General features: G+C 43.2%; 10 protein-coding genes. 9 read left to right on the top strand and 1 reads right to left on the bottom strand.

The window, feature by feature from the left end:
- The first annotated feature begins 78 nt into the window (after positions 1 to 78).
- The 5 genes from ELZ11_RS20835 to cobA all read left to right on the top strand — a co-directional run bounded on the left by ELZ11_RS20835 (position 79) and on the right by cobA (position 7041).
- Positions 79 to 1713, top strand: a complete 1635-nt coding sequence (locus ELZ11_RS20835) for a methyl-accepting chemotaxis protein (RefSeq protein ID WP_137359308.1) — start codon at positions 79 to 81, stop codon at positions 1711 to 1713.
- Positions 1714 to 2108: 395 nt separating this feature from the next.
- Complete coding sequence (gene nirB, locus ELZ11_RS20830) at positions 2109 to 4682, top strand: nitrite reductase large subunit NirB (protein ID WP_137359307.1); 2574 nt, start codon at positions 2109 to 2111, stop codon at positions 4680 to 4682.
- 14 nt (positions 4683 to 4696) lie between these two features.
- Positions 4697 to 5020, top strand: a complete 324-nt coding sequence (nirD, locus tag ELZ11_RS20825; RefSeq protein WP_137359306.1) for a nitrite reductase small subunit NirD — start codon at positions 4697 to 4699, stop codon at positions 5018 to 5020.
- A gap of 120 nt (positions 5021 to 5140) precedes the next feature.
- On the top strand, positions 5141 to 5953 hold the full coding sequence (locus ELZ11_RS20820; protein ID WP_137359305.1) for a formate/nitrite transporter family protein: 813 nt from the start codon (positions 5141 to 5143) through the stop codon (positions 5951 to 5953).
- Between the two features lie 317 nt (positions 5954 to 6270).
- Complete coding sequence (cobA, locus tag ELZ11_RS20815; protein ID WP_137359304.1) at positions 6271 to 7041, top strand: uroporphyrinogen-III C-methyltransferase; 771 nt, start codon at positions 6271 to 6273, stop codon at positions 7039 to 7041.
- Between the two features lie 11 nt (positions 7042 to 7052).
- Here cobA and ELZ11_RS20810 read toward each other — a convergent pair whose 3' ends face one another.
- Positions 7053 to 7493: a DUF4174 domain-containing protein gene (locus tag ELZ11_RS20810; protein ID WP_137359303.1), complete on the bottom strand. Its 441-nt coding sequence runs from the start codon at positions 7491 to 7493 to the stop codon at positions 7053 to 7055.
- 137 nt (positions 7494 to 7630) lie between these two features.
- On the opposite strand from ELZ11_RS20810, the gene ELZ11_RS20805 reads away from it, so the two are divergent.
- The 4 genes from ELZ11_RS20805 to ELZ11_RS20790 all read left to right on the top strand — a co-directional run bounded on the left by ELZ11_RS20805 (position 7631) and on the right by ELZ11_RS20790 (position 12618).
- Complete coding sequence (locus tag ELZ11_RS20805; protein ID WP_137359302.1) at positions 7631 to 8104, top strand: LabA-like NYN domain-containing protein; 474 nt, start codon at positions 7631 to 7633, stop codon at positions 8102 to 8104.
- A gap of 79 nt (positions 8105 to 8183) precedes the next feature.
- Positions 8184 to 8849: a response regulator transcription factor gene (locus tag ELZ11_RS20800; protein WP_137359301.1), complete on the top strand. Its 666-nt coding sequence runs from the start codon at positions 8184 to 8186 to the stop codon at positions 8847 to 8849.
- Positions 8849 to 10231, top strand: coding sequence for a sensor histidine kinase (locus ELZ11_RS20795; RefSeq protein WP_137359300.1), 1383 nt, complete (start codon positions 8849 to 8851; stop codon positions 10229 to 10231). The genes ELZ11_RS20800 and ELZ11_RS20795 overlap by 1 nt, the downstream gene beginning before the upstream one ends.
- Positions 10232 to 10497: 266 nt before the next feature.
- Complete coding sequence (locus tag ELZ11_RS20790; RefSeq protein ID WP_137359299.1) at positions 10498 to 12618, top strand: TonB-dependent siderophore receptor; 2121 nt, start codon at positions 10498 to 10500, stop codon at positions 12616 to 12618.
- The last annotated feature ends 50 nt before the right edge of the window (positions 12619 to 12668 follow it).

Below are 12668 nucleotides of genomic sequence, written 5' to 3'. Positions count from 1 at the left end.
ATTTTGTGTGGTTGTATTTATACATTCCGTCTCTAAAATGCGACATTCACAGAATAGTTATCAATAAAAAGAACAGTTATGAAGTTTGTTAACACCATTTTAAACCGAATTAAGGTTGGCGCTAAAATTCGTCTAATTATCATACTCTCTAGTTTGTTTATCATTGGCTTGGAGTTTGTTTCGGCTTATCAGCTAAAAGAAGAAATTTTAACTGAGCGTAAAAACGCAGCGATGTCACTAGTAGAAACGATCGTTGCACAGGCAGAGTTCGTGTCGGCTTCAACCAATGCTTCGCCTCAAGAGAAACAAACCCTGATTAAAGAGTTAGTAAAATCAGTGCGTTATGCTTCAAATGGTTATTTCTTTATTAATCACCTTGATGGCACGATGATCATGCACCCAATTAAACCTCAGCTTGATGATCAGAACATGCTGGCGAATTCTAAGTCTTATGTAAGGAATGCTTTTAGTGATTTTATTGCGGTGGCTAAGCAGCAAGGCGAAGGCTTTGTTACTTACGATTGGCCAATTCCTGGTAGCAATGAACTCGAAAAGAAAATTTCATTCGTTAAGAAGACGGATTCGCTGCCTTGGGTGGTAGGAACAGGCGTTTATTATTCTGATGTAGAAGAAGCGTTTAAAGAACAGTTGATGACTTCGCTGCTAAACAGCGGCCTAATCCTTCTTATCCTTATTACTATTTCAAGTTTGATCTCGCGAAATATTGTTCGTCCTCTTCAGAAGATAACTAAGACGATGTCTCAGATTGCCGAAGAAAAAGACTTAACAATAGAAATGAAGAGCCAAGGTAAAGACGAGTTGTCAGTTATGGCGTCGGCGTTCAATAAAATGAACCAAAATATCAAAGGGGTAGTGACGAACATTAACATGAATACGAGCTCTTTGGCGTCGCAGGCGGAAGAACTGTCAACGGTTACTACACAAATTCAAGGCGGTGTTGTTGAACAAAAAGCACAAACTGAAGCGGTATCGATCAGTGTTCAGCATTTAGAGCAAGCATCAAATACGGTGACGGATAAAGCGCTAGTGGCACTCGAAGAGATTGAAGTAGCGACTCAAGCGGCGAAAAGCGGCAACCAGAGCATAGATGCAAACATCGAGATCATTGAAGTCGTTGCGTCTAAAGTAAACGGTGCTGTGGTCAATGCAGAAAAGTTAGAGGATTCTTCGAATAAAATTGGCGACATCATTGAAGTCATTAAACAGATCGCAGAACAAACCAATTTATTGGCACTGAACGCAGCAATTGAAGCGGCACGTGCGGGTGATCAAGGTCGTGGCTTTGCGGTCGTGGCCGATGAAGTTCGTACGTTGGCGTCTCGAACTCAAGAATCAACGGGCAGTATTCAAGACATTATCACTGAGTTACAGGCGGATGTGAGTACTACGGTTCAGGTTATGCGTGACTGTGAAACTTACACTGCAGAAGGTATAGAGAAAGCGATCGTGTGTGGTCGTGAGCTTGAGAATATTCAAAGTTCGATCAACTCACTTTCAGAAATGGCAAAAGATATTAGCTATTCTGCCAAAGAACAGACTCAGCAAGTGGTTGAAATTAGCGCTAATGTCGACAACATCGCTGCTGTAGCAGAGCAGACAGAAATCGGTACTGCTCAGACAAGCCAATCTAGCGAACATCTAAGTGGTATGGCTCAGGAACTCAACGGATTGGTAAACTCGTTTAAAGTGTAAACTTTGAGTTATTGATAACGAATCTAGCCAGCACTGCGCTGGCTATTTTTTTGTCAATTGTTTAACCCTAGAGTTTTTTAGCCGCTATAAATCGAGACCAAACTTTTCACAACTATAGGCGAAAGTGAAAACATGTTACTAAATTTCTCTGTCTTCGATTTGTTTTGAAAGTTAACAACGAAATTTGAGGTTTGGCCTTTTTGGTTGGTTTTTATAAAAATGGCTCGAGGATTCGGTTGATTAAGCAATGCAGCCTTATTTTTGAACGCCTCTACCTCTTTTGTTCTACCCCTTTTGGGTAGTTCGATTTCGTAATTGATTTACATCATATTTTCATTTTCTTTCATAATTCATTATTTGCTCAGTAGAAAAATATAACAATTCAGGAAATCCTTATGAGCAAGATGAAGCTAGTCATCATCGGTAACGGCATGGTCGGCCATCGCTATATCGAAGATTTAGTCGAGAAGACAGATGTAAGCCAAATGGACATCACTGTTTTCTGTGAAGAGCCTCGTGTCGCCTACGATCGCGTACACCTTTCTTCATATTTTTCACACCATACCGCTGATGAACTTTCTCTTGTAAAAGAGGGTTTCTACCAAAAGCACGGTATTAACGTATTGATTGGTGAACGTGCTATCAATATCAACCGTGAGAAGCAAAATGTTTACTCAAGTACTGGCCGCGAAATCCATTACGACAAGTTGATTCTTGCTACAGGCTCTTACCCATTTGTACCGCCAATCAAAGGTAATGAAGGCAAAGACTGTTTTGTTTACCGCACCATTGAAGATCTAAAAGCGATTGAAGCAACAGCGAAAAATTCTAAGTCAGGTGTTGTTATTGGCGGCGGCCTACTTGGGCTTGAAGCTGCTGGTGCACTGAAAGCACTAGGCGTAACCACTCACGTTGTAGAATTTGCGCCAAAATTAATGGCCGAGCAGCTTGACCAAGCGGGTGGTGATCAACTACGCCAGAAAATTGAACGTATGGGTGTGAATGTTCATACAAGTAAAAATACGCTAGAGATTGCTCCTGAAGGCAAAGAGGCGCGTAACGTAATGCGCTTTGCAGATGGCACTGAACTTGAAACAGACTTCATCGTATTTTCTGCAGGCATTCGCCCACAAGACAAACTTGCTCGTCAAATGGGATTAGGTATTGCACCGCGCGGTGGTATCGAAATCAACAATAACTGCCAAACGACAGATGAGAACATCTACGCGATTGGTGAGTGTGCTTCTTGGAATCGTACCTTCTACGGTTTAGTAGCTCCTGGTTACAAGATGGCGACGGTTGCTGTTGACCACATTCTGGGTAATGAGAGCACATTCGAAGGTGCTGATATGTCGGCGAAGCTTAAGCTTCTAGGCGTGAAAGTAGGCTCAATCGGTGATGCGAATGGTCGTACACCTGGCTGTAAGAGCTACGTTTACCAAAACGAAGAGCAAGAAGTTTACAAGCGTCTAATCGTTTCTGAAGACAACAAGAAGCTGCTAGGTGCAGTAATGGTTGGCGACACGTCTGACTATGGCGATCTTCTACAGCTTATGCTGAATGAAATCGACCTTCCTGAACATCCAGATGCGTTGATTCTTCCTGCACACGCCGGTGCTGAAAAACCAACACTTGGCGCAGACTCTCTTCCTGAATCTGCAGTTATCTGTTCTTGTTTTGATGTAACCAAAGGCAAGATCGCTCAAGCGGTTGCTGAAGGTCACCACACAATCGGTGATATCAAAGCAGTAACGGGCGCGGGTACTGGCTGTGGTGGTTGTATTCCACTAGTAACTTCAGTACTTAATGCTGAACTTGCTAAAGCTGGTGTAGAAGTTAAGAACGATGTGTGTGAGCACTTTGCTTACTCTCGCCAAGAGCTTTTCCACCTAATCCGCATTGAAGAAATCAAAACATTCGATGAGCTACTAGAGAAATACGGTAAAGGCTACGGCTGTGAAGTATGTAAACCTCTAGCGGGTTCTATTCTTGCTTCTTGCTGGGGTGAACATATCCTTAAGCCTGAGCTAGTGAAACTGCACGATACCAACGATAACTTCCTAGGTAACATGCAGAAAGACGGTACTTATTCTGTTATCCCTCGTATGGCGGGTGGTGAAGTAACTCCTCAAGCGTTAAGCGTTCTTGCGGATGTTGCGGCTGAATACAACCTTTACACCAAGATCACTGGTGCACAGCGTATCGGTCTGTTCGGTGCTCAAAAAGATGACTTACCAGCAATCTGGAAAAAGTTAATCGCAGCAGGTTACGAAACAGGTCAAGCTTACGCAAAAGCGCTTCGTATGGCTAAGACATGTGTTGGTTCTACTTGGTGTCGTTACGGCGTTCAAGATTCAGTTGGTCTTGGCGTGATGATCGAAAACCGTTACAAAGGCATCCGTACTCCACATAAAATGAAGTTTGGTGTGTCTGGCTGTACTCGTGAGTGTGCTGAAGCTCAAGGTAAAGACTTAGGTATTATCGCGACTGATGCAGGTTGGAACATGTATGTTTGTGGTAACGGTGGTATGAAGCCTCGTCACGCAGACTTACTAGCAAGCGACCTAGACCAAGAAACGCTGATCAAATACATCGACCGTTTCATGATGTTCTACATCCGCACGGCTGCTCCACTGCAACGTACTTCGGTATGGATGGACAACCTAGAAGGCGGTGTTGATTACCTACGTGAAGTGATTGTAGACAACAAGCTTGGCATCAACGACCAACTTGAAGCTGACATTGCTGGTCTAGTAGACAACTTTGCTTGTGAGTGGACAGATACAATCAACGATGAAGCTCAACTTAAGCGCTTTGCACACTTTATCAATGCTGATGACCGTGATGAAAACGTAGTGTTTGTTGATGACGGCCGTGAACAACATCGTCCTGCGACATTCACAGAGAAGCACCCTGAAGCCGTAACTTCGAAGCATCAGGGCGACATCATTCACGTAGAAACTGTGTAAGGGGAGACGATATCATGGCATTTACCAAAGTTTGTAAGATCGAAGACATTATTCCGGGTACAGGTGTTTGCGCATTGGTGGCAGGTCAGCAAGTGGCTATCTTCCGCCCAACGAAAGCTGAAGAAGTATTGGCGATTAGCAATACAGACCCTTACTTTCAATCTAACGTGTTATCTCGTGGTTTGATTGTAGAGCACAAAGATGAGCTTTGGGTGGCGAGCCCACTTAAGAAGCAACGCTTTAACCTGACAACAGGTACGTGCATGGAAGACGAGAACTTCAACGTGAAAGCGTACAAAGCTCGCGTTACTAAAGGCGCTGTAGAAATCTCTGCTTAATCTCTGGCTGAGTAAGATTTGATAGTTCAAGGGTTCTAGTTGCCCATATTGCCTTAAAGGCAGTTAGAACCTTTTCCTATCCAATTTTAACTTTTAAATTTAACTTTTAAGGACAATCATATGTCTACTGATTTTAAACCGGCAGAATTCGTTCAAACTATGATCGATGTAGGTGAAGCTAAAACCAAGACAGGTACTCGCGATCTTCTGATCCGAAGCACTATGGCTGGTATTATCCTTTCTCTTGCGGTTGTAGTGGCTATCACGACTATCGTTCAAACGGGTATCGGTATTGTTGGTGCACTCGTGTTCCCAGTTGGTTTCGTAATTCTTAGTGTAATGGGTTACGACTTAGTAACAGGTGTGTTTGGTCTTGCACCTTTAGCTAAATTCGACAACCGCCCTGGTATCACTTGGGGTCGTATCCTACGCTGTTGGGGCCTTGTTGGTTTGGGTAACCTTATCGGTTCTTTGATTGTTGCTTTCCTAGTTGCGGTTTCATTAACTGGTAACTTCTCACTAGAGCCAAACGCTGTTGCTCAAAAGTTCATTGCAGTTTCAACTGGTCGTAGCTTAGGTTTTGAAAACATGGGCATGGACGGATGGATCACATGTTTCGTACGTGGCATCTTCTGTAACCTAATGGTATGCCTTGGTGTAATTGGCAACATGACAGCTCGCACGGTTGCTGGCCGTGTAGCGATGATGTGGTTCCCAATCTTCATCTTCTTCGCACTAGTGTTTGAGCACACAGTAGTAAACATGTTCCTATTCCCACTGGGTATGATTCTTGGCGCTGACTTCGGTATCGCGACCTGGTTGAACTTCAACCTTATCCCAACAATCCTGGGTAACATCGTTGGTGGCTTACTATTTACATGTATTCCTCTTTACCTAACTCATGCGAAAACGTCTCCAGCATTAGATGCTTAATCGTTCGGTAGCTTGACCTGAATTGTAATTACTAAAGCCTCAAGTCGCGACTTGGGGCTTTTTTATTCAACTTCTTAAGATAAGTGAGTTCAATCCATCAACTTAAATGGCAAAGTCAGTGCAATAGATTGTTTTGTTATAATTATTTCCTTCTTTGTCCCAATTAAGTGTGAATTTTCTTCACAACAACTGATAGTCTTAAGAGTAGGAACAGTGGCAACGTACTGACTTTGATATCCATTTTGTGGAAGTAGTAAGAGTCCGATGCCACACAGATATAGAGCTTGAGGAGAATCAAGCCAACTTTGGAGTACAGCATGTCAGAAATGTCGCAATCGAATGAGAATGCAGTAAAAAAGGGATTTGTTTCATTAGTTGGGGCTGGGCCGGGCGATCCTGATCTATTGACCGTTAAAGGCGCTCGAGTGATTCAACAAGCCGATGTCGTTGTGTACGACAGATTGGTGTCGAAAGAGATCTTAGCGCTTGCGAATGAAAACGCTGAAATGATTTATGTCGGTAAAAAGCTCGACTTCCATTTTGTTCCACAAGATAAGATTAACCAAGTGCTGGTGGATAAAGCGCAAGAAGGTAAACACGTTGCCCGACTGAAAGGGGGAGATTCTTTTATTTTTGGTCGTGGCGGTGAAGAGTTAGAAGAGTTGGCTGAAAACGGTGTGAAATTTGAGGTGATCCCAGGCATCACTGCAGCAGCAGGTGCCACTTCTTATGCAGGTATTCCGCTTACGCACAGAGAGCATGCTCAAAGTGTGCAATTTATTACTGGTCACCTTCAAAAAGACGGGCAAGAGATAGAGTGGTCTTCTCTTGCGCAATCTAACAATACCTTGGTGTTTTACATGGGCCTTAAACAAAGCCCAAATATCACTGCCAACTTGCTTGAGCATGGTTTATCACCAGATATTTCATGTGCCATTATTGAAAACGGTACGCGCCCGGAGCAGAAGGTCTTCCATGGTCGACTCTCTGAATTGCCAGAATTGGCAAAACAGGCAAAGAGCCCAGCGTTAATCGTTGTAGGTAGTGTTACCTCCCTACACGAGAAGTTGGATTGGTTTAACCAATAAGCTTATTTTGTTTAAATTGAGCAGCGACTAGCTTGTCGCTGCATTTCATATTGTCTTTTAGGCATTTTGTCGATCAAGTCAGTTAAGTACTGCCAGTTAGTCTCGCCATTCCAACGATATTTTTCTTGTCCGTCTTTACCGATCAATATTGCGGTATGTGCACCTTTTGGGATGTCGTAGATAGTTGCGACAGCCTTTAAGTTAAACTCTTCTTCTATCCAGCTCGGCATCGTGAAGCCATCTTCGGTAATTACCATTGTTACAATGTCACGCTCATCAAGTTGGCAGTTATTAATGAGTACTTCTTTTAGGAACTGAGTTACCAACGAATCTTGAGTTGGCGCGAAATAAATCACGCTACGATGTGGAAGGTGTTTACCATAGGCTGGATAACTGTGTGTAGGGGTAGCAAACACAGTCAGAGCTAACACTAAAGTAAGTAAACGCCACATAGCTACTCCCAGTCATTCGAATTGAACCTACATATTAAGCATAGCCAATTCGATCACGCTTAACAGGCGAAAGCCACTCGCTATTTATATATGAATAGAATAGGGTGGTTGGATACATTTCAAGGTACAAGAAACTGATGGAAAAAATCGCAATTTTGGTAGACGTGCAGAACGTTTATTACACAACTCGTGACAGATACCGTTCAAACTTTGATTACAACCAGTTTTGGTATGTGGCGACTGAAGGACGTGAAGTCTTAACGGCGAATGCTTACGCTATTTCTAGCCAAGATCCAAAGCAAAGACAATTTCACCATATCCTTCGCGGGGTTGGCTTTGATGTAAAACTGAAACCTTTTATTCAACGCAGAGACGGAAGTGCTAAAGGGGATTGGGATGTCGGTATCGCGCTTGATGCAATTGAATTAGCAGAACAAGCCGACACTATCGTTTTGGTTTCTGGTGACGGCGATTTTGAAATCTTAGTTGAGCGAATTAAAGAGCGCTTTAACAAACCCGTCGAAGTCTATGGCGTTCCAGGTTTAACGGCGCAGAGCCTGATTGATTCGGCAACAAAATTCATTCCAATCGAAAAAGACTTACTTTTATAAGGTTTATCAATCATCAGTTGTTGTATTTGATATAACTGATAATTAAAATGCGAACCATTATTATTTAATGGTAAGTAAAATGTCTCGTGTTTTAGTTGTCGATGATGACATTCAATTGTGTGAACTGCTTAGCGAAGTGCTTGTTGAAGAGGGCTATCACGTTGATGCAGTTCATTGCGGTGAATCTGCATTAGATTTCATCCAAAATAACCCAGTCGATCTAGTGTTGCTCGATGTAATGCTTCCTAACTTAAGTGGTTTGCAGGTTGCTCGCCGAATTTGCCAGCGCTTTGCCACCCCAATCCTTATGCTTACCGCGCTAAACGATGAAGCGTCGATGCTTGATGGCTATCAAGCGGGTGCCGACCAATACATCGCTAAGCCTTTCAAAGTTCCAGAGCTTTTGACTCGTATCAAAGTGATTTTGCGCCGTGTCGGTCTTGAAAGACAAAGACAATCTATCGCTAACGATAATCAAGGTTTAAGCGAGCAACTGTCACGATTACCACTAACTGGCACAGAATCTGACTTACTTGACTATTTAATTAAAAACAATGGGGTGGTGGTGTCCAAGGCGGATCTTCAAGTACGCGTATTAAAGAAGGAGCTATGTCCTTTTGATCGTAACCTCGACATGCATATTAGTAATATTCGAAGAAAGCTGGTTCAAGCTGGCTTGTCGAAGCAGCACATCAAAACGGTTCGCGGAAAAGGGTACAGTTATATGGAAGCAGTAGGCGCTTAATGAAACAGTTTTTCCGTTGCCCTCAATTTATCGCTAAACGTAAAGACGGATTAGCATTTCAATTGTTCAGTTATCTGACCATCATTCTTATTTCAATCTTGATCCTGCAAGGCATCGCGGAAAAAGCCTTGATGAAAGCTTTGCTGAAGGTACCTGAGCCAGTGAAAGCCGAAATGCTGAGCTTGGCACAACAGGCGAATGTATTAATCGAAGAAGGTGACATGGATGAACTTGCGGATTGGGGAAATGCACAGCCGTATTACCTATTTGTTTTAGACGAATCTAAACATCCTATTACCCACCGAGATATGCACCCTCATTTCGAATTTAAATTGCGTTTTTTAAGGGACCTAGACCATCAGTTAGATGCGAGAGTGAATAAGCCAATATTCGGAATCAACTTAGTGCAAGGTAAAACGTTGGTGATTCAGTTGCCTTATGAAGTGCATCCTGCTCAATATTTTCCGTACTACTTCTCTTTAATAAAGGCGTTGATTGCGCTTGTGATCCTCACACTGTTTTCATTGATCATGGCAAGAAGCTTACAACAGCCGCTTGATAGGTTGAGAGAAGCGAGTAGACGTTTAGCGCAAGGCGATTTTTCGGTGAGCGTCGCGTCTCAGCTTGACTCGAAGACGCGAGAATTTAACGAGCTCGCGCATGACTTCGATAACATGACCAAAGAAATTCATTCGTTGGCTGAAAAACAGCGTCGGCTTATCCGAGATGTGTCTCATGAGCTAAGAACACCATTGGCTCGGCAGAATCTCGCGTTGCACTTATTACGCAATAAGATCTCCGATGAAGAGCAGCTATTGCTCGACCGTTTAGAAACGGAAACGGAAGAAATGAATAATTTGGTCGGCGAGATCTTAGAATTTAGCCGGTTAGAAAACTCACGCTATGACGCTCAGCTTAATCTTGTGCAGTTAGAGCAATATTGTTCGATGCAGGTAAGCCAACTGCAAACCGACCTTAAAATTGGTCAAACGCTCACAGCTGATTTGCCAAGTTTGACGCCACTAGTGAAAGCGGACGAGAGGTTACTGCTGCGAGTGATTGGAAACCTAGTTGGCAACGCCATTAAGTACGCAGGGAACAAGGCTACAATTTCGCTCCATACCTATGAGCTTGAGGATGAAAACTCCAGCAGTGTTATTGTGATTGAAGATGATGGCCCCGGAATTCCTGAAAGCAGGCTAGATAGCATCTTTGATCCTTTTACTCGCCTTGAATCGGCAAGGGACAAACAATCTGGTGGTTACGGATTAGGGCTCGCGATAGTAAAAGAAGCCATGTTGTTGATGAACGGGCAAGTCGTGGCTGAAAACCGCCAGCAGGGGGGGCTAAGGGTAAGTTTACTGTTCCCAATTAGTCGTTAGTTTTGTTGTTATATCACTCTTAATGCATATGAAAGCGCCGTTGTTGGCGCTTTTTTTATATCTGCCGTTGTATTGTTAGTTTGTGTACTGAATCTTTACAAAACTTTACGAATGCAAAGAATGTAAATTTAATGCAAATGGTAATGGTTATCACTTATATTCACCTCCGAAATAATTCAGTGGTACCGGAAACGGATAAGCAGTGATGCGTTCTTCAATAGAGAAAGGGCCGCCTGCGTAAAAAGAATAAGTCGGAGTAAAGGATAATGTTTTCAAAAAGCCCATTGGCTTTAGTGATTGGTGCAGTTTTAGCATCGCCTGTAGCTTTAGCAGAAACAGTGAAAACTGACGAACATATGGTTGTTGAAGGTCGTGATTACGGCTACAAAGCAGACTCGAATTCAACAGCGATGCGCATGGAGGCAACTCAATTAGAGACTCCAGGACAAGTTTCAGTAATTGATGAGCAAATCATCGATGAACAGCGTGCAAGTACTCTTGGTGAAGTACTGAAGAACGATGCGTCTATCTCTGCTGGTTCAAAATCAACGAACCGTGAACGCTTTAACTTACGTGGTTTTGAGCTAGACAGTGGCTCTAGCTACTTACGTGATGGCGTGCAGCATTGGTCTCACTACCGTCAACCGATCGAATTGCTAGAGCGCGTAGAAGTGCTAAAAGGGCCCGCGGGTCTACTGTACGGTGAGTCTACACCGGGCGGTTTAGTAAACATGATCTCCAAAAAGCCTACGTATGAAACGAAAGTCAGCGTAAGCCAAGATATCGGTTCTGATAGCTACACTCGCACTACTGCTGACGTGAGTGGTTCTTTGAACGATGCACAAACGCTACGTGCTCGTGCGATTATCTCTCAAGAAAATCAAGATTCTTGGCGTACTCGTTTTGATGGCACGGATGTGGAAACAGAACGTTTCGTTGGCGGTTTATTTGTTGATTACGACATCAACGAAGACATCATGCTTTCACTACATTACGACCGCACTCAAGAGCTTGGCGACCTAGACAATGGTTCTAAGATTGATACCTCTACAGGTAAAGCGATTGATCCTACTATCGTCAATGACCAGCGTTTCGCTCAAACGGACAACGATGTAGCGAACTACGGTGCCGCGGTTACTGCTAACCTGAATGAAACGTGGTCTGTTAAAACGGGCATCAGTCGTCAGTTTTATGAGCGTCAACGTACTGAGTCGGATAGCACTGTAGATTTCAATAGTTCAGCCAATGAGTACGGCTACAAAGTGTCTGACCGTCATGACGAGTGGACATTTGATACCGCTTACGTTGATTTTACAGGTGACTTTGATGCTCTTGGCGTGAATCACCGACTATTGGTTGGTGCTAACGGTTTGCATTACGATTACAAGCGCCTATATGACTCTGGTTACGCGTGTGTAAATGCAAATGAAGCGGATGCAGTTAAAGAGTGTGGCAATGGTTTTGACCGCCCATCTGATATTAGCTACCACAATGATGATGAAGTATCGCACTCTGAGAGCAAGCACTATGGCTTCTATGTTCAAGATCTAGTGACGTTCAATGATCAATGGCAAGCTTTAGCGGGTGCACGTTTTGCTTACGATAAAACTATCAGCAGCAGTGATAAAGAAGAAAGCTACAACAATATTTTACCAAAAGTTGGCGTGATCTATTCACCTGCAGAGAATGGTTCAATTTATGCCGTTTACTCTGAAAGCTTTGAACCTGTAGGCGAAATTACCGATCAAGACGACGTGAACTACGGTAAGTCTCAAGAAGCGAAGAAAGGTACGCTTTATGAGCTAGGTTCAAAGTGGGAGTTGTTTGACGAACGTTTACTTGTGTCTGGTGCGCTATTCCAGATCACGCAATCAAACATGCAAGTAACAGAAGATTTGGACCCTGCAAACAACGGCGGTAAAGATGCACGTACAACGCAAGTGGGTGAGCAAGTTCATACTGGTATTGAGCTATCTGCAACAGGTTATGTAACAAACGAATTCTCTGTAAGCGCTTCTACGATGTACTTAGATGCGGAATACAAGAATGATCCAGAACTTGAAGGTAAAACACCAGCAGACGTTCCAGAATTTACTGCGAGCATTTGGTCTACGTACTCATTCAATAATGGTACTGATGTTAACCTAGGTGTGTACCATGTAGGTGAGCGTTACACTGAAAGCGCGAATGAATTTAAGAAAGATGCGTACACTCGTGTAGATATGGGTATCGCCCATACGATTAAGTACGACGAAAACTTAGATTTTGTAGCTCGATTCAATGTTGAAAACTTGTTTGATACTGATTACCTAGAAGGTGGCAGCACAAGCGGTGTGGTAGTCGGTGAAGGCCGCAACTACATGGCAACATTGCAAGTTAAATACTAATACGCTCAGTTTATTAATAAATGGGGAAGATTTAATCTTCCCCATTCGGC

The sequence above is a fragment of the Vibrio profundi genome (assembly GCF_005281835.1).
Classification (GTDB): domain Bacteria; phylum Pseudomonadota; class Gammaproteobacteria; order Enterobacterales; family Vibrionaceae; genus Vibrio; species Vibrio profundi.
The sequence above is the reverse complement of the archived record's forward strand: the minus strand, read 5'-3'. Positions and strand labels throughout refer to the sequence as shown.